Source organism: Plantactinospora sonchi (assembly GCF_036422035.1).
Classification (GTDB): Bacteria; Actinomycetota; Actinomycetes; order Mycobacteriales; family Micromonosporaceae; genus Plantactinospora; species Plantactinospora sonchi.
Genome location: NZ_JAZGQK010000021.1, coordinates 342,239 through 365,591 on the forward strand (window position 1 = coordinate 342,239; position 23,353 = coordinate 365,591).

Consider the following 23,353-nt stretch of genomic DNA (forward strand, 5'->3'; position numbering starts at 1 on the left):
GCGGAGACGGCGGTGCACGTCGGCCCGGTCGGCGTCGGCCACCTGTCCCGGCCGCCGGCGTCGGAGTCGAACGACGACCTGCGCCCCGGGCGGCAGGGCCACGATGCAGGTGTCCAGGAGGTGGACTGCCGTGGTCACGACCCGTGGGCTCAGCTTCGCTTCTGCGGTTCGGTGGCGCTGGTCCCCCGGAAGCTGAGGGTGAGGCAGAGCCCGACGACGGTGGTGGCGATCGCCGCCACCAGGGGCGGCGCCATCAGCAGCACCGGCGTGATGCCGGCGAGGACGAGCAGCGCCACGGGGCCGCGCCACGCTCGGTGGACCCGGTACATCACGATGCCGAACAGGGTGCGCCCGACGATGTACAGGGCCAACCCGCCGACGATGACCAGCGACAGTGCCGCGTCCACCAGCCCCAGCGGCCGGCGGATGTACATCTCGGCGCCGGCCGCCGCGACAACCGTTCCGGCGATCATGATCCCGTGGCAGTACGCGGCGGCGACCGCGTACTTCGGTGCGGTCGTGTTGACCACGGTCCCGAGATCCTGCTCGGACGGCAGGAAGTAGTTCCACAGCATCAGCGTCGCCTGGGTGAAGGCGAGGATGAAGGCGAGCGTGCGGAGGTAGTCGAAGCCGGTGCTGCCGTAGGCCAGGCCGCTGAGCAGGACCAGCGCGCCCAGGGAGATGATGTAGACCTGACGGTACCGCTCCGCGACGTGCTCGCCGATCACCCTCAGATGCGCCTGTGGCGCGCGGCTCAGCTTCGGCACCGGCCAGCCGAACCAGGCACTCGCGCCGTCGATGAGGAGCGCCGCCGCCCATGTCGCGATTCGCGCCGGGGCGGGGAGGAAGGCGCCGGTCAGCCAGAAGACGGCCGAGATGGCGAACCAGATGAGGACCCGTGCCGAGCGGGCCTGCAGCGGCGAACCCCGCAGCGCCGGGACGATCACGAGCCCTCGGACGATGTGGATCGCGACGTACGGGCCGGCGAACAGCAGCCCGTGTTCGCCGAAGGCGGTTGGCACGGCGGACGCCATCAGCAGCCCGGCGAACATGACGCCGATGATGAGGCGTTGCAGTCGGGGCTCGTCCGGGTTGAACCAGTCCGTCGACCACGTCGTCGCGGTCCAGATCCAGTAGATGGCGCCCAGGAGGATCATCGATTCCGCGATGTTGACCAGGCTGAGCTCGCTCACGATCCGCTGCGACACCCGGCTCAGGGCGAAGATCATGGCGAGATCGAAGAAGAGTTCGTAGGAGGAGAGTTGCCGGGGGTTCTTCCGTTTCCGGAGAAGTCGTTCCAGTGGGGTTCCCACCCGGACCGCCTCGGGGCCCAACTGTCGGTAGCTGAGCACGATGGCGAGCAGCACCAGACCGACGACGCTGGCCACGGCGAGCGGCGGTAGTCGCAGCATGACGGGGGAGAGGGCCGCGATGACCAGCATGCCGGCCGGGGCCCGCCAGGCGGCCCGGTGGAACACGATCCAGGCGTACAGGGCGCGTCCACCGAGGAAGAGGAAGGGCCCGGCCAGGATGGCGACGGACCACTGGGCACGGGTCTCACCGAGTGGTCGGGAGATCAGTATCTCGGCACTCATCGCCATGAAGACGATCCCGAGGACCATGATCATGTGGGTGTACGAGGCGTGCACCGCCACCGATGCCGGTCGCCGGTCGAGGAGCGCCCCGAGGGCGAGCCCGCGCGGCAGGAAGAAGGCCCAGGCGGTCAGTCCGGCGATCGCGAACGCGAGGGCGAAGGCGCCGATCTGGACAATGCCGAGTCGGGTCTGGCTGAGGGTGATGCCGCTGGTCAGGACCAGTTCCCCGACCGCGATGACAAAGACCTGCCGGTGACGCTCCGCGATGTGATTACCCACTGTCCGCAGGTGATGCTCGGGTATCGGCCGGAACCCGGGCAGCCGCCAGCCGATCCCGACGCCCAGGTAGTCCAGGACCAGCGCGACCGACCACAGCGCCAGCCGTGGGGTCGCCGGCAGGAACGCCCCCGTGATCCACAGAATCGCGGTGACGCCGAACCAGGTCGCCGCGTGCAGCGAGCGTTTGCCGACCGGGTGGCCCCGCAACACCAGGGCGATCGACAGGTGTCTCACGAGGTGCGCCGCGACGTTCGCCCCGGCGAATACGAGGCCGTGTCTGCCGAACGCCTCGGGTATGGAGGCGGCGGCCACCAGCCCCGCGAACATCATCCCGATGATGATCCGCTGCGGGAAGGGGTGGTCCGGGTCGAGCCAGTCCGTCGTACGGGTCGCCCCTACCCAGAGCCACCAGACCGCCGCCACGAGGACCCCGGTCTGCAGCGAATTCACCCAGTCGAAGTCCCGCAGGAGCCGCTGCGAGAGTTGGGTGAGCGCGAAGATGATGGCGAGGTCGAAGAAGAGTTCGAGGAATGAGATTTCGCGAGGCTGTCGGGGATCCCGTAAGAGCTGTTCCACCCTGGTCCGCGTCACAGCTCGTCCGCCTCGCTGGTCGTGCTACCGGTTATTCGTACCACGGTGGCGGAAGACGTCGGGCGGTTATGCGCCGCAGTCGGAGGCGACGGTCGGGACGAGCGATGTGTGTGTTCCGGCGTCAGGAGGCGGTGGGACGCGCCGGCGTCGTGGTCAGTGGCCGCGCGGTGGGCCGTCCGGTTGGGATCCACCGGACGGCCCACCGGATCAGGCGCTGGGCAGCCGCTCGCGGTGATCGCGGATGAATTCGGCGATGCCCCGTGGCGGCCGGCCGACGATCGTGGCGACATGGTCGTTGACGAAGTCCCCCCAACCGGAGCCGTACGCGCCCCGGTACTCGGTGAGCACCTCTGCCGTCCAATCGTCGAGCCCCAGCTTGAGCAGCCCGGCGTGCGTCTGTTCGGGGCTCTGCGGTACGTACCGGGCCGGTCGCCCGAGCGCACGGGTGACCTCCTCCGCCGCCTGGTGCAGGGAGATGCTCTCCGGACCGGTGAGCGTGTAGATCATGCCCTCGTGTCGGTGCGGTGCGGTGAGAATCTCGGCGGCCGCCGCGGCGATGTCCCGTACGTCGACCGTGCCGACCCTGGCCTCGCCGAAGAGTCCGTGGAGCTGGTCCCCGGCCAGGGCCCCGAGCAGGTTCTGCATGAAGTAGCTCGGCCGCAGGATGGTCCAGGCGATACCCGAGTTCTGCAACTCGGCGTCGGAGAGCGCGTGCAGCCGGCCGTTGCGGGTGGGGGCGTCGTGTGCCGCGCCGATCGCGGAGAGCCGGACGATGTGTCGTACCCCGGCCTGCCGGGCCGCCCACACGGCGTTCATGCTCTGACTCGGCGCGATCGGTCCCATCGGCGTCAGCAGCCACAACGTCGTCACTCCGTCGAACGCCGGTACCAGCGTGGCGGGGTCGTCCAGATCGCCGACGGCGACGTCGACGCCGTCGAGCGCGGGGGAGCGCGACGGGTCCCGAACGAGCGCGCGCAGCGGGGCCTTGCCGGCGAGCTGCCGGAGCAGCTCGCTCGACACCATGCCGGTCGCTCCGGTTATCAGAATGGTCATGGTTCTCCTTGGTCGTACGGGTGGTGAGCCTGGCGGGGGTCCGCGACGGCTGCGGTGTCCGCCGCCCCGCCGGATTCGGCGGGTGGGAGCCGGAGCGGGCGGGTGCCCGCTGTCGGATCGCCGGCCGGCCCTACTGTCATGCGGGTCCGGGCGGTGGTGCCGTCGACGACGATATAGTCCAAAGATGTGACAGTCCAATGATTGGACCAATGTATGAGGCGCAGCACACGTAAGGAGCAGGATCCCGACCTCGGCATCCTGGCCGTCCAACTCTCCGCGCGGGTTCAGCGCGAGATCTTCGCGCGCGCCGCGGAGCAGGGGTTCCAGGACGTCCGACCCCGCCACGGGGCGGTCCTGGCCTACCTGGACGCGGAGGGCACCCGTCCCGGCGAACTGGCCCGGCTGGCTGGCCGCAACAAGCAGACGATGGGCGCGATCCTCGACGAGCTGGAGCGGCTGGGGTACGTGCGGCGTGCCCCCGACCCGGCCGACCGCCGGGCGAAGCTGATCATGCCGACGGAACGGGGACTCCGCTTCATGGAGATCTCCGACAGCCTCGTGGCTGTGATCGAGCAGAACCTGTCGGACACGCTCGGGCCGGACGGCTACCGGGGGTTCATGGCCGCGTTGCGTCGGGGTGTGGCGAGCCTGCCGGCAGCCGGCCGCGACACCGAGGGCTGAGGTCGCCGTACCGCACCCCGTGGCCGACCCGAATCGGGCCGCCGTCGAGGTCGAGCCGGGCGCCGTGCCCCGTCTCGCCCTGTCACCGGGGTCGGCGCGTCGACGTCCAGCCCTGCCGTCGCAGCCGCTCGATGCCGTCCAGCAGCAGGTCCAGCGCGAACTCGAACTCGAACTGGTCGTCGCAGCCCTGACCCAGGACCGACGCGTCCTCATGCGACGCCGCCATGGCGATCTCCGCGACGTGCGGGAAGCGGGCGGCGACCTCCGGTGGTAGTGCCGTCGGCGGGTCCGGGTCGGTCGCGCCGGACCGTCCGGCCCGCCGGGAGGTGTCGAACAGTTCCTGGCTGAAGCCCAGGATCCGACTGCCCATCGCGTGCATCACGTGGTGGGCGAGGTCAGCGGAGAAACCGCCGGCCCGCAACGTGCCGATCATCGAGTCGAGGTAGGCGAGGATGGCCGGCGTCGCCATGTTCCGCGACTCGATCGCGAGCGGCGCCCAGGGGTGACGCAGCAGCACCTGCCGCGCCGAGAGGATGCGTTCGCGGACCGCGTGCTGCCAGTCGGCGTCGGGCACCAGGGGGTCGATCTCGCCGACGACCACGTCGATCATGCCGTCGAGCAGTTCGTCCTTGTTGGTCACGTGTTTGTAGAGGGCCATCGGCACGACGCCCAGATCCTGGGCGAGGTTGCGCATGCTGAGCGACTCGATCCCGGCCCCGTCGGCGAGCGCGACGGCGGCGCGCAGGATCCGGTCCCTGCTCAGCGGCGTCCGGCGCAGCGTCTCAGCCTGCTCAACCATCTCGGTCCCCGTCTCCCGGCGATGCAGGAAACCCTAACCTCCTTGACAGGTGTACGGCGTACACCTACCGTGGTTGACATGAGGTGTACGCCGTACACCTGGAGGGGAGGAACAGTGAAGGCGATCGTCCAGGACCGGTACGGCCCGCCGGAGACGCTCACACTCGTCGACGTCGACGCCCCGGTGCCCGCCGCCGACGAGGTGCTCGTCCGGGTCGAGGCGGCGGCACTCAACGCGTACGACTGGCATGCCATGCGCGGTGACCCCCGGATGGCGCGGTTGGCCATGGGCCGGTCACGGCCCCGAGCGCGGATCCGTGGCCGCGACTTCGCCGGCCGGGTCGAGGCCGTCGGCACCCACGTCCGACAGGTACGCCCGGGAGACGCCGTCTTCGGTGACCTCGGTGACGCCAACGGCGCGTTCGCCGAGTACGTGTGCGTGCCCGAGTCCCAGGTCGCGCCGCAGCCGGCGAACCTGACGCCCCAGCAGGCGGCCGCCCTGCCGCTGGCCGGCGTCACCGCGCTCATGGGACTGTGCGACGTCGGGCAGGTCGAGCCCGGCCACCGCGTCCTCGTCAACGGCGCCTCCGGCGGCGTCGGCACCTTCGCCGTCCAACTGGCCAAGGTGCTCGGCGCGACGGTGACCGGAGTGTGCAGCACCCGCAACGTCGACCTGGTCCGCTCCCTCGGCGCCGACCACGTCGTCGACTACACCCGCGACGACTTCACCCGCGACGCCGGCCGCCACGACGTGCTGCTCGACCTGGTCGGCAACCGCTCACTCACCGCGCTCCGCCGGACGCTGACCCCGACCGGGACGCTGGTGCTCTCCGGCGGTGGCGTCTACCGGGGCGGAAGTCTCCTCGGACCGGTCTGGCTTCTTGCCCGTGGGCGGCTGACGGCACCCTTCGTCCGGCACCGCATCGTCACCCTCGCCACGGCGCCCAGCCGACAACACCTCGACACGCTCCGCGTCCACGCCGAGGCCGGCCGCCTCACCCCGGTCATCGACCGGACCTACCCGCTCCACGAGGTGCCCCGGGCCATCCGGTACCTCGAAGGCGAACACGCACGGGCGAAAGTGGTCATCACCATCTGACCCGGCGGCCCTCGACGCGAGGGCAGGCCCCGGCCCACCACCTTCGACAACGACGACAATGATCCACGCCCTACCGGCCGGCGCGAGCGGCTTCCTGGGAAGAACGTGGCGCCCGGCGACCCGGTCGAGGCCATCCGGCTGGGCGCCGCCGGATCACGCCTCGGTGCCTCGCAGGTACGCCAGCACGGCGAGCACCCGACGGTTGGTGTCCTCGGTCGGCGGGAGGTCGAGTTTGGCGAGGATGTTGCCCACGTGCTTGCCGATCGCGGCTTCGGAGACGACCAGTCTGCGGGCGATCTCGGCGTTCGAGTGGCCCTCCGCGACCAGCCCCAGCACCTGGAGTTCACGGGCGGAGAGCTGGGCCAGCGGGTCGCGTCGGCGGTGCAGCAGTTGGCGCACCACGTGCGGGTCGATCACGGTGCCGCCGGCGGCGACGTGGCGCAGCGCCTCGACGAAGTCCTCGATGTCGGCGATCCGGTCCTTCAGCAGATAGCCGACCCGCCGGCCGCCGTCGGAGTTGAGCAGGTCGGCGGCGTAACTGCGGGCCACGTACTGGCTGAGCGCGACGACGGCGAGCCCGGGGTGGTCGCGACGCAGGCGTACCGCCGCGCGCAGCCCCTCGTCGGTGTATCCCGGTGGCATCCGGATGTCCGTGACCACCAGGTCCGGTCGCTTCTCCGCGACGGCGGCGACGAGCGCGTCGGCGTCGCCGACGGCGGCGACGACCTCGAAGCCGAACCGGTCGAGCAACCCGGCGAGACCCTCTCTCAGCAGCACGCCGTCCTCGGCGAGCACTACCCGCACGGGCACGGCAACTCCACCCGCAGCACCGTCGGGCCACCGTCCGGACTGGACAACAGCAGCCGACCGTCGGCCACCGCGACCCGGTCCGCGAGACCGGTCAGGCCGGTGCCGTGCGACGGGTCCGCGCCGCCGCGGCCGTCGTCGGTCACCTCCACCGCGAGGACGCCGGCCCGCTCGTGTACGTCCACCGCGGCGCGCGTCGCCGCACTGTGCTTGGCGACGTTGGCGAGCGCCTCGGCGACCACGAAGTACACGATGTCCTCCAACTGCACCGGCGGCCGGTCGGGCAGGTCGGCGCGGACGGTGACCGGAACCGGGGCGCGGTCGGCGAGTTCGTCGAGCGCAGCTGGCAGTCCACGGTCGGTCAACAGTTGCGGGCGGATGCCGTGGATCAGCTCGCGCAACTCGGCCATCAGCTGCTTGGCCTGCTCGTGGGCCTGGGCCAGGGCGCTCGCCGCCGGGGTGCCGGCCGGCATGTCCAGCCGGGCGAGCCCGAGCTGGATGGTGAGATTGACCAGCCGCTGCTGCGCCCCGTCGTGCAGGTCACGCTCGATGCGTCGGCGCTCGGCCTCGAACGCGTCGACCAGCCGGGCCCGGGACCGGGCGACCTCCACCAACTCGGCCCGGAGCAGGTCACCGGCGCTGTCGCCGAGCAGGAGCCGGGCCAGCACGCCGTGCACGCCGGCGGAGGCGGCGAGCAGGTACGGCACGGCGGGCAGCAGGACCAGGCCCGTCACCGCGTACGGCACCGCCTCACCGACCGTGGACGCCTGGTCGAGGCCCAACGACACCGGCCCGTCGGCGACCAGCAGCGGGCTGGCGACCATGATGCCGATCAGCGCCACCCCGGTGAGCGCCACCAGGTGGAGTACCGGCACGACGGTCAGCAGCAGCACCGCGTAGCCGAGGTCCCGCCAGGTCGCCGCGTCGGTGTAGCGGGTCCGCAGCCACGGCCACAGTCCGGGAGCGGCCGGCCGGCGGTGCCCGGACCGGAGCGGCCGGGTGTCGACCAGGCGCAGCCGCCACCGTTCGAGGGCGGCCAGCGGCAGGGCCACCGCCGGGCCGAATGCCAGGACGAGCACCGCGCCGAGGACCAGCAGGGCCGCGAGCGCGCCCAACGGCTGGTCGCCGTCGGCCAACGCCGCCAGGAAGACCACCCAGGGCAGGGCCAGCAGGACGAGTGGCAGCCCGGCGGCGAGTACGACCGGCCCGGTGGTCAGGACATATCCGGCAGAGCGCCACGGCCAGCCGGACAGCAGGAAACGACGCTGGGCGAGCGCCGCCAGCGCTGTCCGAGGAGGTGGACCGGGCACGCCCATCACGGTAACCGGGCGCACCGCCGGGGCGGGTATGCCTAGCCATACCTCGAAGTCGGGGACCAGCCGTAGTGCCCGGCGCGGGACCCGCTGGTGTGCTGCGAGGGTGAATTCGACAGACGGCATGATGCTGGAACTGCTCGACATCGAGAAGGTGTACCGGGGCGGCAAGGTCGCCGTGGACGGGCTGACCCTGCGGCTCGGCCCCGGCCTGCTGGGACTGCTAGGACCGAACGGCGCCGGCAAGTCGTCGCTGATGCGGGTCGCGGCGACGGTCACCCGGCCGACCCGGGGACACGTCCGGTACGCGGGCACCGACGTCGTCGCCAGACCCGACGCGCTCCGTGGCGTCCTCGGCTACCTGCCGCAGGACTTCGGGGTCTACCCCAACCTGACCGCACGCGAGTTCCTGTCGTACCTGGCCGCCGCCAAGGGGCTGTCCGCGCGGTCCGCCCGCGCCCGGATCGGCGAGTTGCTGGAACTGGTCAACCTGACCTCGGCGGGCAGACGACCGCTGGGGAAATACTCGGGCGGGATGCTCCGCCGGGTCGGCATCGCCCAGGCGCTGCTGGGTGACCCGGAGGTGGTCATCGTCGACGAGCCGACCGCCGGCCTCGACCCGGAGGAGCGGGTGCGGTTCCGCAACCTGCTCAGCGACCTGGCGGCGGACCGGGTCGTGCTGCTCTCCACGCACATCGTCTCCGACGTGGAGTCGGTGGCCGGCGACATCGCGATCGTCGCGGGCGGCCGCCTGCTGCGCCGGGGCACGCCCGAAGAGCTGCTGCGGGACGTGGACGGGCAGGTGTGGGAGATGACCGTCGACCCGGCGGAGACGGGCCGGATCCAGGAACGGTACACGGTCAGCCGGATCGTGCGCGGTGCGACCGGCGTACGGGTGCGGCTGCTGGCGCCGGTGTCACCCGCGCCGGACGCGCGGCCCGTCCCGCCGGACCTCGAGGACGCGTACCTCGCCGTCATCCGTACGGCCGGCGCGCCCGCCCGGCAGACCACCGGTGGGTTCCGGTGATCGCCGGTCTCGCGCTCGCGGACTTCCGGGACCGGGTACGCCGCCCGGCGTACGCGGCGATCGTGCTCGCCGCCGTCGGCCTGGGCTACCTGGCGGCGCCCGCCGCCGACGCCCACTGGGTGATCCTGGACCTGGCCGGGCACCGGGGCGTCTACGACAGCGCCTACACCGGTGCGGTGACCGCGGTCGCCGGCGCGCTGTGGCTCATGTTCGGCGGCTTCTACGTCGTACGGGGCACGATCAGGCGGGACGAGCGGACCGGTGTCGGCCAGGTGCTGGCCGCCACACCGGTGAGCCGCCTCGCGTACCTGATGGGCAAGTTCGGCAGCAACCTGCTGGTGCTGGCGTCGATGACCGGGGTGCTCGCGGTGACCGCCCTGGTGATGCAGTTGGCGCGGGCGGAGTCCCGCGCGGTGGACCCGGTCGCTCTGCTGGCGCCGTTCGTGCTCGTCACCCTGCCGGTGCTGGCGGTCACCGCGGCGGCCGCCCTGCTGTTCGACACCGTGCGTCCGTTGAACGGCGGGATCGGCAACATCGCCTGGTTCTTCGTGTGGATGGTGCTGGCGATCGTCAGCCAGATGTCGGGTGCCCTGCTGGGCGGCCTCGGGGTGGGGTACGTCGCGGACTCGGTAGGCGCCGACCTGGCGGCCCAGGGTTTCGCACTGAAGGACGCCGAACTCGGTCTCGGGCTGATGTACGTCGAGCAGCCGCTCCGGACGTTCGACTGGTCGGGACTGGACCTGAGCGCCGGCCTGGTCGCGGACCGGGTCGGCATGACGCTCGTCGCCCTCGCGGTGGCGGCGGTGCCGGCGTTGTGGTTCCACCGGTTCGACACCGCCCGCCGCCCGGGTATCGCGGTACCGGCCGGACCCACGCCGCCGCCCGCCCCGGCAGCGGTCTACGCCGGGCTGCCGAGAACCGCGGTCCGGCGAGGCAACCCGGCGGTCCGGCTGTTCGTCGGCGAACTGCGCATCCTCGTCCAGGGGGTGAGCCGTTGGTGGTGGCTCGGCACCGGGATTCTCGTGCTCGTGGGGCTGGCGGCGTCGCCCGCCCTGGGGCTCCTGGTGGCCGGGATCTGGCCGGTACTGATCTGGTCGCGGCTGGGCACGCAGCCGGCGGAGAACAACATGGGGGTGCTGCTCGGCGCGTACCCGGCGGCACGTCGTCGGCTGCTGGCCGAGTGGGCGGCCGGGCTCGCCGTCGCCGCCCTGGTGGGGACGGGTCCAACGGTCCGGATGCTGGTGACCGGCGACGTCGCCGGCCTGGCCGGCTGGGGCGCCGGTGCCGTGTTCGTCGCCTCGCTGGCGCTCGCGCTCGGTGTGGTCGGCCGGACCCAGCGGCTGTTCCAGGCCGCCTACGTGCCGTTGTGGTACCTGGTCCTGAACGACGTGGCGGCCCTGGACTACCTGGGTGCCGTCCGGGGTGGCCCGGCGCCGGTGCTGGTGGCCGGGGCGGGAGCGGTCCTGCTCGCCGTGGCCGTTGTCGTCACCGGGCTCCGGCACGCCAGGCGATGACGGGCGGCTGACGGCCGGCGGCGTCGAGACGGTGTCCCGGTCGCGCGGCCTCCGGTGGTGGTCAGTGGCGGGTCCGCCGGAAAGCGGTGCGGTAGGTCTGGGGGCTGGTCCCGACGATTCGCTTGAAACGGTCGCGGAAGGCGGTGGGTGAGCCGAACCCGACCTGGGTGGCGATCCGGTCGACCGGGTGGTCGGTGGCTTCGAGCAGGTACTGGGCCTGGCGGATGCGGCTGCGGAGCAGCCACTGCAGTGGGGTGGTGCCGGTCTGTTCCCGGAAACGGCGGTTGAGTGTGCGGGCGCTCATGCCGGCGTGGGCGGCGATGTCGTCGAGGGTGAGGTCCTTCCCGGCGTTGTCCTGCATCCAGCGCAGTACGGGTTCGAGGGCGGATCCCCGGGGTGTGGGCGGCTGGTCGTGGACGATGAACTGGGCCTGGCCCCCTTCGCGTTCCAGGGGCATGACGGAGAGGCGGGCGGCGTCGGCGGCCACCGCGGATCCGTGGTCGTGGCGGATCAGGTGCAGGCACAGGTCCAGGCCGGCGGCGGCTCCGGCCGACGTGAGTAGTTGACCGTTGTCCACGTAGAGCACGTCGGGGTCGACGTCGACGGCGGGGTAGCGGTCGGCGAGCAGGCTGGTGGCGACCCAGTGGGTTGTCGCACGCAGTCCGTCGAGCAGGCCGGTGGCGGCGAGGGTGAACGCGCCGGCACAGATCGAGGCGATCCGGGTGCCGTTGGCCGCGGCCTGCCGTAGGGCGTCGAGGACCTCGTCCGGGATCGGCGCGTCGAGGTCGGCGCGGCCGGGCAGGATGATCGTGTCCGCGTCGTGCAGACCGTCCAGGCCCCACGGCGGTTGGAGCGTGAACGCGCCCGCGTCGACGGTCGGGGTGGCACCGCAGATCCGTACCCGGTAGGCGGGGCGCCCGTCGGGCAGTCGGGTGCGGCTGAACACCTCGATCGGGGTGGAGAGGTCGAACGGGATGACCGTGTCCAGGGCCAGCACAGCCACGACGTGCATGGCGACAACGTACGTCATCGCCTGGTTACCGCCAAGGCTGCGGAGCCTGCTGTAGCGCTTCGTCCACTGGTCAGACTGTTGGCGAGAATCCGTTGGAGGGTGGCAATCGAGCCGCTTCCGGTGGCGGGGCAGCGTGGCTAGCGTCGGCGGCACCGCTACCAGGGAGGCTGATCGGCTTGCTCGCGCAGTTCGTGTTGTTCGACGGGTTCGACCCGCTGGACGTGATAGCGCCGTACGAGGTACTCGCCGCGGGTGGTGCGTTCGCCGACCGCGGGGTGGAGGTGGAACTCGTCTCGGCCGAGGGACCGCGTCAGGTGCCCAGCGGGTTGGGCCTGCTGTCGTTGCGGGCGACCGCCCGGCTGGAACCGGACCGCGCGGACCTGGTCGTCGTGCCCGGCGCGGTCGGGGCCCTGCCCGACGGGGCGGGTGACGTGCCGGAGGACAGCATCCCGGCGATCCTTGCCCGTACCCTCGACACGCCGTTGCCCGGCCTGCTCAAGCAGGCCCTCGACCGTCCCGGCCGCACGGTGGCCACGGTGTGCGGGGGCTCGATGGTGTTGGCGATGGCGGGACTCATCGGTGGCCGTACCGCGACCACCAACCAGCTCGGTCTGGCGGCACTCGCCGCGACCGGGGTCGTCGCGGTCGACGCCCGCGTGGTCGACGACGGTAACCTGGTCACGGCGTCGAGCGTGACCTCCGGGCTCGACCTGGGGCTGTACCTGCTGGAGCGGGAGCTGGGCCCGCGCGTCGCCCACGCCGTGGAACGGTTGTTCGCCCACGAACGTCGCGGCACCGTCTGGCGGGACACCGGATCCGTGCCCACGGTCACCGTCTGAGGCGGCGGAATGTCTTTCGACGGAATTCCTGACCTCGCCGGTGCCACCCCGGCCCCCACCCGGAGAGCTGGCTCCAGCGTCACCGGTCGGTGCGGCGCGAGGGCGGGCCGATGACGAAGTTCCTGCTCTCAGTCCATGTGCTTGCCGCCATTGTCGCGATCGGGCCGGTCACCGTCGCGGCGAGCATGTTTCCCGCCGCGGTGCGCCGCGCCGTGGCGGAGTCCGGTACCGACCGGGACGTGGCCGTGCTCCGCTCTCTGCACCGGATCTGCCGGGTCTACGCGGCGGTCGGGATCGTCGTGCCGGTGTTCGGACTCGCCACCGCGAACAGCCTCGGCGTGCTGGGCGACGCGTGGCTGATCACCTCGATCGGGCTGACCTCGGCCGCCGCCGGCGTGCTGACACTGCTGGTCCTGCCACGCCAGGCGCGCATGCTCGCCCAGGTGTCGGACCGGGCGGCGGGCCCGTCACCCGCCGGCCCGGTGGACGGTCGCGGGCCGGCGCGGCTGGCGGCGTACACGGGGTTGTTCAACATGTTGTGGGCCGTGGTCACCGTGCTGATGATCGTCCGCCCCGGTTCCACGACGGGGGTGTGAAGCGGTGGATCCTCTGCGTGCCCTGCGCATCGCGGCGGGGGCGGAACTCGCGACCCTGGTGGTGCTGTTGACCAATCTGGCCACCGTGCACTGGCCGCAGGTCTCCGCAGTGGTCGGACCGACCCACGGGTGTGCCTACCTGTTCGTCATCCTGCTCACCCTCCGGCAGAGTCGGGCCGACCGGGCATGGGCGCTGGCCGTGGTGCCCGGCATCGGTGGACTGCTCGTCCTGCGGCGACTTTGGGCGCAGCGGGCCGTCCCGACGGGTGGGTGGCGATGACCCAGGTGGGCGCGGAGGCGGCGGGAATGCCGGTACGCCATGCCCGGGTGACGGGGGTTGCGAGTAGGTGACGGCGGGGTTATGTTATCGCTCACATTGACGGCAACCGATGGGCTCCGGTTGCTGGGCGCCGCCCGTGTCACCGCACGCGCCAGGCAGTGGTCTGCCCACCCCGTGGCCAGGCCAGCCCTGGACGAGGTGGCGACGACGGCCTCCCGCCCGGTCACGACGGTGGTTCCCACCGTGTCACACCGCTCACCGAACACAGACCCCAGCCCGCCACCGGTGCCCCCGGACACCGGCCACACCGCAGCATCCGGCCCCACGACGTGGAGGAGTCAACGATGAGGAACAAGCCCGGCACACCGCCACGGCGGAGAACGAGGATCGCCACGACCTTGTCGGCCGCACTGGGCAGCATCGCGGTCCTGGCCGCGATCACGCTGGTGACCGGCGGCTCCGCGGCCGCCGCCACCACGCTCGGTGCCTCGGCCGCCGAGCGCGGCCGCTACTTCGGCACCGCCGTCGCCGCGAGCAGGCTCAACGACAGCGCGTACACCACGATCCTGAACCGCGAGTTCAACCAGGTGACGCCCGAGAACGAGATGAAGATCGACGCGACCGAGCCGCAGCAGAACCAGTTCAGCTACGGCAACGCGGACCGGATCGTGCAGCATGCCCGCAGCCGCGGCATGCAGGTACGCGGGCACACCCTCGCCTGGCACTCCCAGCAGCCCGGCTGGATGCAGAACATGTCCGGCAGCACGCTGCGGCAGGCCATGCTCAACCACGTCACCCAGGTCGCCACCCACTTCCGGGGCCAGGTCGCCTGGTGGGACGTGGTGAACGAGGCGTTCGCGGACGGTGGCAGCGGCGCCCGGCGCGACTCGAACCTGCAGCGCACCGGAAACGACTGGATCGAGGCCGCGTTCCGGGCCGCCGACGCCGCCGACCCGAACGCCCAGCTCTGCTACAACGACTACAACATCGACAACTGGAACGACGCGAAGACCCAGGCCGTCTACCGGATGGTCCAGGACTTCAAGTCGCGCGGCGTACCGATCGACTGTGTCGGACTGCAGTCGCACTTCACCGGCGGTTCGAACTACCCGAGCAACTACCGCACCACGCTGTCCAGCTTCGCGGCGCTCGGCGTCGACGTGCACATCACCGAGCTGGACATCCGCAACGCGCCGTCCGACGCGTACCGCAACGTCGTCAACGACTGTCTCGCGGTGGCCCGCTGCAAGGGCATCACGGTGTGGGGTATCCGTGACTCGGACTCGTGGCGGTCCGGCGAGAGCCCGCTGCTGTTCAACGGCAGCGGCCAGAAGAAGCCCGCGTACGACGCGGTACTCACCGCGTTGAACAACGGCACCCCGCCCGGCGGCAACCCCACGACCACGCCACCCGGTGGTAACCCGACCACCCCGCCTCCGGGCGGCGGCTGTACCGCCTCGATCACCCCCGGCACGGTCTGGGGCGACCGGTACAACACCTCGGTGACCGTCAGCGGGGCCACCACCTGGACCGTGGTCGCGGCCGTCACCGCGCCGCAGCAGATCACCACCACCTGGAGCGGCAGCGCCAGTCTGGCCAGCAACGGCACGGTGCTGACCATGCGCTCCAACGGCAGCGGCAACACGTTCGGCTTCACCACCATGATGAACGGCAACTCCGGCGCCCGACCGCAGATCAGATCCTGCACCGCCGGGTGACACCGACGGGCAGGGCGGATCGTCTCCGCCCTGCCCGTCGATCCCGCAACGCCGCTGCCGCACGAGTCACTGAGGTGAGCCGTGAGAAAGTTCCAGATTCCGTTGGTGGCCGCGGCAACCGCGTTGGCCACCGTGTCGGGAGTCCTGACCGCCCCGCCGCTGTTGGCCGCGACGCCGGACATCACGGTGGACACCGTCTCGTCGTACCAGACGATCGACGGGTTCGGGGCCGCGACCCCGATCTTCGGTGGCTCCGGCAGTCCCTGGACGACCAGCGAGACCCAGACCCTTGTCGGTACGGGCCCGGGACAGTTGGGTCTGTCGATCATCCGGACCGTGGTGTCGCCAGTGTCGAGCGAGTGGGGCCTGTACGCGAGCAGCCTGCAGACGGCGAAGTCGTACGGCTCCGACGTCAGGATCCTCGCCTCGCCCTGGACGGCGCCGGCGAACTTCAAGACGAGCAACAGCAGGGTCAACGGCGGCAAGCTCAGGACCGACTACTACGACGACTACGCCAACCATCTGTACGGTTATGTGCAGTACATGAAGACCCAGGGCGTCACGATCGACGTGACCTCGGTCCAGAACGAGCCGGACTGGCACCCTGACTACGACTCGATGGACTGGACCGGCACCGAGTTGCGCGACTGGGTCCGCGACCAGGGGGCCAAGGTCCGGGACACCAGGCTGATGGTCGGCGAGTCACTGCGGTTCAACCGCGCGTACTCCGACCCCACGCTGCAGGACGCCACCGCCCGCGACAACATCGGCTACGTCGGCGGGCACCTGTACGACGCCGAGAACAGCGGAAACCTGTCCGCCTACCCGCTCGCGACCCAGTACGGCAAGAACCAGTGGATGACCGAGTGGAACCTGCACGCCGCCGACGGAAACGGCTCGAACATCTGGGGCAACCCGAGCAACGCGACCGTCTGGAACGAAACCCTCGACGACGTCATGCGCACCGTGCACAGGTCGATGGAGTCCGGTTGGAGCGCGTACATCTGGTGGTACGGCCGCCGCTTCTACTCCTTCATCGGCGACGGCGACGCCCAGTACGGCACCACGAAGGGTGCGGTCCTCCGGCGCGGTCAGGCGTTCTCGCAGTACTCGAAGTACGTCCGGCCCGGCGACCGACGGGTCGCCGTCTCGAAGAGTTCGCGAACCTCCTCGCTGGAGGTCACCGCCTACCGGGGCAGGGGCAAGACCACGCTGGTGATCCTCAACCGCTCGAACAACGCGGTCAACAACGCCGTCATCCAGACACCGCAGAGCATCTCGACCGCCGAACACACCGTCACCTCACAAACCCTGGGCGCCGCCACCCAGCCGGCCACCGTGAGCGACGGACAGGCGACCGTCACCATCCCCGCACGGAGCATCTCCACCCTCACCGTCAACGACGGCCCCGCCCCGACCGTCCCGCCGACCAATCCGCCGACGACTCCACCGACCGTCCCGCCGACCAATCCGCCGACCGGGACCTGCCAGGTGACCAACTCGGTCAGCGCGTGGAACACCGGCCTGGTGGACAACATCACCATCACCAACACCGGCACGAGCGCCATCATCGGCTGGTCGCTGAGTTTCACCCTCGCCTCCGGGCAGACCATCACCTCCGGCTGGAACGCCACGTACTCGCCAACCAGTGCTCAGGTCACCGCGACGAACGTCAGCCACAACGCCTCCATACCACCGGGAGGCTCGACCACCATCGGCTTCCAAGCCAGCCACAGTGGGAACAGTGCCGCCCCGAGAGGGTTCACCCTCAACGGCGCCGCCTGTGGCTGAGTCTTTGCCGGGTGGGGTGCGTGGTCCGGCTCCGGCCGGCGAGAGCGAGGTTGGTCTGGCGTGATCCGATCACGGCAGGGCTGGCGACCCGGTTCTGCCGCGGTCGGATGCGGGTACCGCCCAGGCGTTGCGTCACCGAGATGGACTGCGATGTTAGCGCAAACAAAGCACCGTCCCTGGTGGCCGGTCCGGGTCCGTGCCGGTAGGTGGGTTGATTCTCGCGGGGAGTCGACGACGAGCGGCCGTGCGCCAGGGGCCGCGCTAGGCGGCCGCCCGTGAGTCGAGAATATTACGACTTGACGAATGACATGTTATCGCTCACAGTCGATGGTCAAGGACGACGACGCCTCTGGCTTACCGGGCAAGCCTGCGTCGTCGAGCCAGAGATCAGACGTGGGCACCAGCGCGCGAGGCACATTGTTAGCGCTAACACTAACTTCGACGCACGTGATCGTTCGTGCGTCGCGGTGCGCCCATCTCCGGGCGGACCGTCCGGCTCTTGGTCATCGAAGGAGGATCATGTTTGGCTTCGGTAGGTCTCCATCGGTCGCGCCGCCGTCGCGGCGGCGTGGGTGGTTGCCTCGGGTCGTCGCCGTCGGCGTGACGGCGGTGGTGGTCGGTGGTGCCGCCGCGGCGGTGGTGTCGACACCCGCCGCCGCGGCTACGGTCGACACGAGCGCCTGGTACGTGCTGGTGAACCGGAACAGCGGCAAGGCCCTGGACGTGTACAACCTGGCCACGAACGACGGGGCACGGATCACCCAGTGGGCCCGGAACAACGGCAACCAGCAGCAGTGGCAGTTCGTCGACTCGGGCGGTGGCTACTACCGGTTGAAGTCGCGGCACTCGGGCAAGGTGCTGGACGTCTACAACTGGTCGACCGCCAACGGTGCGGCGATCGTGCAGTGGAGTGACAGCAACGGGGCCAACCAGCAGTTCCGGTTGGCGGACTCGGCCGGTGGCTACGTCCGGTTGATCAACCGGAACAGCAACAGGGTGGTGGAGGTGCAGGGCGCCTCGACCGCCGACGGCGGCAACATCGTGCAGTACGACGACTGGGGTGGCAACAACCAGCAGTGGCAACTCGTCCGCGTCGACGGCGGGGGCAACCCCACCACGCCACCCACCACGCCACCGCCGACCGGCACCTGCAATCTGCCGTCGACGTACCGCTGGTCGTCGACGGGTGCGCTGGCGCAGCCGAGGTCGGGATGGGTCTCGCTCAAGGACTTCACCCACGCGCCCTACAACGGCCGGCAACTCGTCTACGGGACGACGCACGACACGGGTACGACGTGGGGCTCGATGAACTTCGGCCTCTTCACCAACTGGTCCGAGATGGGCTCGGCCAGCCAGAACCAGATGCCCTTCGCGGCTGTCGCGCCCTCACTGTTCTACTTCGCCCCGCGTAACGTCTGGGTGCTCGCCTACCAGTGGGGTGGGCCCGCCTTCTCCTACCGGACCTCGACCGACCCCACCAACGTGAACAGCTGGTCGGCGCACCAGACGCTCTTCTCCGGCAGCATCTCGAACTCCAGCACCGGCCCGATCGACCAGGCGCTGATCGGCGACGACACGAACATGTACCTGTTCTTCGCCGGGGACAACGGCCGGATCTACCGGGCCAGCATGCCGATCGGGAACTTCCCCGGCAGCTTCGGCTCGAACTACACCACGATCATGACCGACTCGACGAACAACCTGTTCGAGGCCGTCCAGGTCTACAAGCTCCAGGGCCAGAGCCGGTACCTCATGATCGTCGAGGCGATCGGCTCGCAGGGTCGCTACTTCCGCTCGTTCACCGCCACCAGCCTGGGCGGTTCGTGGACCCCGCAGGCCGCGACCGAGAGCAACCCCTTCGCCGGCAAGGCCAACAGTGGTGCCACCTGGACCAACGACATCAGCCACGGCGAACTGATCCGCACCAACGCCGATCAGACCATGACCGTTGACCCCTGCAACCTGCAGTTGCTCTACCAGGGACGTTCTCCCAACTCCGGCGGCGAGTACGGTCTCCTGCCGTACCGGCCGGGGCTGCTGACACTGCAGCGCTGACCGCGTGACGCAGGTCCGGCTCGGGTCACCCTGACGTTCGCGGGGCGACGGGCGCCGCATCGGTGAGCGTTGTCATGGTCCGCGATCGATCGGGTGGAGCAGACGTGGCGGGTTCGGCGCAGGCCGAGCCCGCCACGTCACCGCGGGCCCGGATCATCCTGCTGTCCGCGCGGGCTGTCGCCTTCGTCAGGGCGCGAACGGTCGCCCGGCATCCCCACGGCCCACGCCATGTCCAACATCTGCCTCATGGCTGATGAACGGGTCGGACGCGCGGAACGGGACGCGGCGCCAACCGGCACGGCGGCGGTCGCGACGAGCCGCTGGTTGGATCGGCCCGGTGAACGTGGTGCGGCTTTCACCGGCGCTCGGGCCGATCGGCGGCGACGTCACGCTGGCCCGGTCCCAGGGCACCGCCGGTCTTCTTCCGGCCGGGGCGCTGCCAGCGGCATCCGCCGGACGGCGGCGAGCCACTTCCGTGGACCGACGAGATCACGCTCGTACCCGATCGGCCCGGCCCGGCCACGGCCGGCTGGAGGTGAAACCTGTCCGCGCGTCTCCGGTGCCCTGGAACCAGCTCCTCGACGACCCGGCGGGGCAACCGTGCGCGAGATGCCTCCAGCGGTTCCGTGCAGTCCCGACAAACAGGGTCAGGGGTGGAACCCGATCGGGTTCCACCCCTGGTCCACGTCGACGATCAGGCGAGGTCCGAAGGCCGCGCCGTGGAGAACGGAGAGGCGGACGTGACGCGGTCGCTCCCGACGCCGGGCGGGGTCGGCGTCGGGAGCCGTGGACCTGCGCGAAGCGCGGCGGCCCCGGTCCTCGGGCCGGCCGTGGCTACGGGCTGGTGCAGGTGAGTGACGGCGGTGACGGCGTTCCGCTGCCGAGGAAGCCGAACGTGGTGAAGCCGGCGGGCGGGAGCGAGCCGTTGTACGAGGCGTTGCGCACCGACACCGTCGACCCGCTGGTGCTCAGCGTGCCGTTCCAGACCTGGCTGACCGTCTGACCGCTGCTCAGCGTCCATCGGACGGTCCACCCGTTGATCGCGGAGTTCCCCGTCGTCACCGTGATCTCGCCCTGGTAGCCACCCGGCCAGGAGTTGGTCGTACGGTAATTCGCGCTGCACCCGGCGACGGGCGGTGCGGTGCTGCTCGGCGGGGGAGTCGGGGTGTCCGAGGGATCCGGCGACGGGGTGCCGGTCGGCGGGGTGGTCGGTGGCAGGAGCGGGCAGGTGCTGCGGTACGTGACCACGCCGGTCGAGTCCAGCAACGGACAGAGGAACTGGCTGTACCGGGCGTCGTTGTCGACGAACATCTTGAGGAACGGCAGCATCGTCCGGATCATCACGGCGTTCGACCTGCCGACCGGGAAGAGATGGTCGGCACCGGCGATCTCCAGGTACGCGTTCTCCGTGGCTGCCGGCAGGCTGCCGTGCAGGCCGTTCAGGTAGGTCGGGGTGACCACGGTGTCGGCCTGCCCGGCGAGGACCATCGTCGGGACCCGGTCGTTGGCCAGGTTCGACGACGGCAGGTACGGCGCGATCCCGACCGCGGCCTTCAACGACGGACGCCGGATGGCCGCGTTGAGGGCGCCCCCGCCACCCATGGAGTGGCCGGAGACCGCCAGCCGGTTGTGGTCGACCCGGTCGCGTACCGGACTCTGCTGGGTGAGGTAGTCGAGCGCGGCGAGCAACTGGGTTCCCCGGGCGACGTCGAAGTCGTTGCGACTGTTGGTCTCGATGCCGATCACGACGATCCCGTGGGATGCGAGCCAGGGCCCCATCCAGGCGAGTTCGGTGGAGAACAGCGCGGTGTAACCGGGCGAGATGGCGACCGCGCCGAAGGTTCCCTGGCTGGTGTCGGTGGGGTAGTAGATCGCGCCGCCGGCGAAGCCGTACCCGCTCGGAACGCTGACCGACGCGGTCGCGAACGGTCCGGTCACCGCCGCGACACTGGCCCGGGTGGGGTCCGGACCCCGCTGGTAGGGGTTGTCGGCGGCCGACGCCGAGCCGGTGGTCACCGCCACCGCGGACAGCACCCCGAGGGCCACCGCCATCCCGCCCGTGACGAGCGTGAGCAGCCGGCCCGGAACGCCGGGTGCCGCCCGGCCGACCTCCGTGTCACCGGAAGGTGAGGGTTCAGGTGGATGTCCTCGCACGGTCGGTACCTCCTCTGTCGGTGGTGGGTTGGGGCTGGCCCTCGGAGGGTGGGCGGCCCCCGGTCAACAGGTGGAGTTGGTCTGGGTGAGCAGGCCGAGTCGCCAGGGCAGGCTGTTGTAGTCGCCGCCCGCGTTGGGGTCCATCCCCTGGTAGGCGTAGCGCATGTTGCAGGGGCTGATGGTGAGGGTCTGGTCGACCTGGTCGCGGATCATCTCACCGTGACTGATGTCCTGGGTCCAGGCCCCGCCGGGGAAGGTGACGTTGTTGGCGCGGGCGAAGGGGTTGCTCTCCGTGTCGGCGAGGGCCTGCCAGGGGCCGGCGATGGCGGGTGCGGTCCAGGAGCGGAACCAGCGTCGCCCGTCGGTGCCGATCGCTTCGTGGATCATGAGGTACTGGTTCTGGCCCGCCACCCGGTAGACGTTGGCGGCCTCGAAGAGCCGGTAGCGGTCGGCGTCCTGCATGGCGATCACCGGCTGGTCCATGCCGTTGGGGAAGTTCGTCAGCGAGGTCTGCGAGCGGTAGAGGTGGCCGTTGTCGTCGGAGGAGAACAGGTGGCAGTTGGCGTTGTCGCAGATGACCCACATGTCGACCCAGTAACCGTCGCCGATGTTGTCCCGGATGATCTGCGGCATGTCGGTGTAGAAGTGCCGTGGCGCGGTCCAGCCGTTCGGGTTGCTGATGTCCGGGTTGGTGGAGTACGACGCGTTGCCGGTCTGGTAGATCAGGTACCACAGGCCCTGTGGGGCGAAGTAGAACACCTGGGGTGCGGCCCGGTATCCGGTGCCGAGCGGGGCCTGGTCGAGGTAGTGGAAGGTGGCGTTGTTGGCTTGTGACCAGTCGGTGAAGTTGAGGTAGACCAGGTTGTAGCCACTCGACTGGGCGGTGCTCGCGAAGACGTGGTAGCGGCCGTTGTGGTAGACCACCGACGGGTCCTTGATGCCGGCGATGTTGCGGCCGTCGTTCTTCGGCCCGATCAGCGCCCCGCTGGAGTTCCACCGGAAACTGCTCGGCAGCGTGCCGGTGGGCGGAGGGGTACTGGTCGCCGTCGGCGTCGGCGTGGTGGTGGCTCCGCCGACCCGGAGCAGTTGCCACTGCTGGTTTGTTCCGCCGTGGTCGGCGTACTGGACCACACTGCCCCCGTCGGCGGTGGAGGCGTTCCGGATCTCCATCGCCTTGCCGCTGTTGCGGTTGATCAATCGGACGTACCCGTCGGTGGAGGTGACCAGCCGGAACTGCTGGTTCGCCCCGTTGTGGTCGGTCCACTGCGCGATCGCGGCACTGTCCGCGGTCGACCAGTTGTACACGTCCAGGACCTTGCCCGAGTGCCGCGCCCGCAGCCGGTGGTAGCCGCCGCCCGAGTCGACGAACTGCCACTGCTGGTTCGATCCGCCCGACCGGGCGTACTGCTGGACACAGGCTCCGTCGGCGGTGGAGATCCCGCACACGTCCAGCAGTTTGCCGCTGTTGCGGTTCACCAGTTCGTACCAGGCGCTCGGATCGATGGTGCCGGGTTGGCTGGGGGTCGGGTTCGGGGTGGTCGCCGTCGGGGTCGGGTTCGGGGTGGCGCCGTTCAGGGCGTCCAGGGTGGAGGTGTAGGCCGCCTTCTTGGTGCCGTTGCAGTTGAACAGCAGCGGGGTGCCACCGCTACGCCACGAGTCACAGTCCCGTACACCCCAGACGGTGATGCCGGTGCAGCGGGCGACGGCGAGGCAGTCGTTCACCACGTTGCGGTAGGTGTTGGCCTGGGTGGTGCCGGATCCTTCGATGTCCAGTTCGGTGATCTGTACGTCGACGCCGAGGGCGGCGAAGCTGGACAGTGTGGTGCGGTAGTTGCTCGGGTAGGGCGAGCCGCTGTTGAAGTGCGACTGGAAGCCGACGCAGTCGATCGGCACGCCGCGCTGCTTGAAGTCCTGGACCATGCGGTAGACGGCCTGGGTCTTGTCCCAGGTCCAGTTGTCGGTGTTGTAGTCGTTGTAGCAGAGTTTGGCGTTGGGGTCGGCGGCGTCGGCGGCGCGGAACGCGGCCTCGATCCAGTCGTTTCCGGTGCGTTGCAGGTTGGAGTCACGGCGGCCGCCGCCGTTGCCGTCGGCGAACGCCTCGTTCACCACGTCCCAGGAGTCGATTTTGCCCCGGTAGTAGGTGGCGACCCG

The 23,353-nt window shown here is 70.4% G+C and carries 18 protein-coding genes; 10 read left to right on the forward strand and 8 right to left on the reverse strand.

Features of this window, described 5'->3' with window-relative positions; translation table 11 throughout:
- Positions 1 to 149: 149 nt before the first annotated feature.
- Both V1633_RS24805 and V1633_RS24810 read right to left on the reverse strand, forming a co-directional pair.
- Positions 150 to 2,450, reverse strand: coding sequence for a low temperature requirement protein A (locus V1633_RS24805; protein WP_331216783.1), 2,301 nt, complete (start codon positions 2,448 to 2,450; stop codon positions 150 to 152).
- Positions 2,451 to 2,672: 222 nt separating this feature from the next.
- Positions 2,673 to 3,518, reverse strand: coding sequence for an SDR family oxidoreductase (locus tag V1633_RS24810; protein ID WP_331216784.1), 846 nt, complete (start codon positions 3,516 to 3,518; stop codon positions 2,673 to 2,675).
- 213 nt (positions 3,519 to 3,731) lie between these two features.
- Here V1633_RS24810 and V1633_RS24815 point away from each other — a divergent pair, with 213 nt between their 5' ends.
- Positions 3,732 to 4,199 (forward strand): MarR family winged helix-turn-helix transcriptional regulator, encoded by a 468-nt coding sequence (locus V1633_RS24815; RefSeq protein ID WP_331216785.1) that lies wholly within the window; start codon positions 3,732 to 3,734, stop codon positions 4,197 to 4,199.
- 82 nt (positions 4,200 to 4,281) lie between these two features.
- Here V1633_RS24815 and V1633_RS24820 read toward each other — a convergent pair whose 3' ends face one another.
- Positions 4,282 to 4,998, reverse strand: a complete 717-nt coding sequence (locus V1633_RS24820; RefSeq protein ID WP_331216786.1) for a TetR/AcrR family transcriptional regulator — start codon at positions 4,996 to 4,998, stop codon at positions 4,282 to 4,284.
- Positions 4,999 to 5,112: 114 nt separating this feature from the next.
- Here V1633_RS24820 and V1633_RS24825 point away from each other — a divergent pair, with 114 nt between their 5' ends.
- A complete protein-coding gene (locus V1633_RS24825; RefSeq protein WP_331216787.1) occupies positions 5,113 to 6,096 on the forward strand; it encodes an NAD(P)-dependent alcohol dehydrogenase in 984 nt (327 codons plus the stop codon).
- A 153-nt stretch (positions 6,097 to 6,249) separates the two neighbouring features.
- Here V1633_RS24825 and V1633_RS24830 read toward each other — a convergent pair whose 3' ends face one another.
- On the reverse strand, positions 6,250 to 6,900 hold the full coding sequence (locus V1633_RS24830; protein ID WP_331216815.1) for a response regulator transcription factor: 651 nt from the start codon (positions 6,898 to 6,900) through the stop codon (positions 6,250 to 6,252).
- Positions 6,891 to 8,219 carry a sensor histidine kinase gene (locus V1633_RS24835; protein ID WP_407952103.1) on the reverse strand — a complete coding sequence of 443 codons (1,329 nt, stop codon included), beginning with the start codon at positions 8,217 to 8,219 and terminating at the stop codon, positions 6,891 to 6,893. The genes V1633_RS24830 and V1633_RS24835 overlap by 10 nt, the downstream gene beginning before the upstream one ends.
- A gap of 103 nt (positions 8,220 to 8,322) precedes the next feature.
- On the opposite strand from V1633_RS24835, the gene V1633_RS24840 reads away from it, so the two are divergent.
- Both V1633_RS24840 and V1633_RS24845 read left to right on the forward strand, forming a co-directional pair.
- Positions 8,323 to 9,243: an ATP-binding cassette domain-containing protein gene (locus V1633_RS24840; protein WP_331216789.1), complete on the forward strand. Its 921-nt coding sequence runs from the start codon at positions 8,323 to 8,325 to the stop codon at positions 9,241 to 9,243.
- Positions 9,240 to 10,757, forward strand: coding sequence for a hypothetical protein (locus V1633_RS24845; RefSeq protein ID WP_331216790.1), 1,518 nt, complete (start codon positions 9,240 to 9,242; stop codon positions 10,755 to 10,757). Before V1633_RS24840 ends, V1633_RS24845 begins: the two co-directional genes overlap by 4 nt.
- A 61-nt stretch (positions 10,758 to 10,818) precedes the next feature.
- Here the strand turns inward: V1633_RS24845 and V1633_RS24850 are convergent, their stop codons facing one another.
- Positions 10,819 to 11,769 carry a GlxA family transcriptional regulator gene (locus V1633_RS24850; protein WP_331216791.1) on the reverse strand — a complete coding sequence of 317 codons (951 nt, stop codon included), beginning with the start codon at positions 11,767 to 11,769 and terminating at the stop codon, positions 10,819 to 10,821.
- Between the two features lie 176 nt (positions 11,770 to 11,945).
- On the opposite strand from V1633_RS24850, the gene V1633_RS24855 reads away from it, so the two are divergent.
- The 6 genes from V1633_RS24855 to V1633_RS24880 all read left to right on the forward strand — a co-directional run bounded on the left by V1633_RS24855 (position 11,946) and on the right by V1633_RS24880 (position 19,048).
- Positions 11,946 to 12,608, forward strand: a complete 663-nt coding sequence (locus tag V1633_RS24855) for a DJ-1/PfpI family protein (protein ID WP_407952099.1) — start codon at positions 11,946 to 11,948, stop codon at positions 12,606 to 12,608.
- Positions 12,609 to 12,718: 110 nt separating this feature from the next.
- Positions 12,719 to 13,204, forward strand: coding sequence for a DUF2269 family protein (locus tag V1633_RS24860; RefSeq protein WP_331216792.1), 486 nt, complete (start codon positions 12,719 to 12,721; stop codon positions 13,202 to 13,204).
- Positions 13,205 to 13,208: 4 nt separating this feature from the next.
- Entirely contained in the window at positions 13,209 to 13,484 is a 276-nt protein-coding gene (locus V1633_RS24865) for a DUF3817 domain-containing protein (RefSeq protein WP_331216793.1), read from the forward strand.
- 344 nt (positions 13,485 to 13,828) lie between these two features.
- Positions 13,829 to 15,202 (forward strand): endo-1,4-beta-xylanase, encoded by a 1,374-nt coding sequence (locus V1633_RS24870; protein ID WP_331216794.1) that lies wholly within the window; start codon positions 13,829 to 13,831, stop codon positions 15,200 to 15,202.
- 81 nt (positions 15,203 to 15,283) lie between these two features.
- Positions 15,284 to 16,993, forward strand: a complete 1,710-nt coding sequence (locus V1633_RS24875) for a cellulose binding domain-containing protein (RefSeq protein WP_331216795.1) — start codon at positions 15,284 to 15,286, stop codon at positions 16,991 to 16,993.
- A 519-nt stretch (positions 16,994 to 17,512) separates the two neighbouring features.
- On the forward strand, positions 17,513 to 19,048 hold the full coding sequence (locus V1633_RS24880) for a non-reducing end alpha-L-arabinofuranosidase family hydrolase (RefSeq protein ID WP_331216796.1): 1,536 nt from the start codon (positions 17,513 to 17,515) through the stop codon (positions 19,046 to 19,048).
- A gap of 834 nt (positions 19,049 to 19,882) precedes the next feature.
- Here V1633_RS24880 and V1633_RS24885 read toward each other — a convergent pair.
- Together V1633_RS24885 and V1633_RS24890 are read right to left on the reverse strand one after the other, a co-directional pair.
- Complete coding sequence (locus V1633_RS24885; protein ID WP_331216797.1) at positions 19,883 to 21,202, reverse strand: poly(ethylene terephthalate) hydrolase family protein; 1,320 nt, start codon at positions 21,200 to 21,202, stop codon at positions 19,883 to 19,885.
- A 63-nt stretch (positions 21,203 to 21,265) separates the two neighbouring features.
- On the reverse strand, positions 21,266 to 23,353 hold a 2,088-nt coding region (locus tag V1633_RS24890; protein WP_331216798.1), incomplete at its 5' end, for a non-reducing end alpha-L-arabinofuranosidase family hydrolase.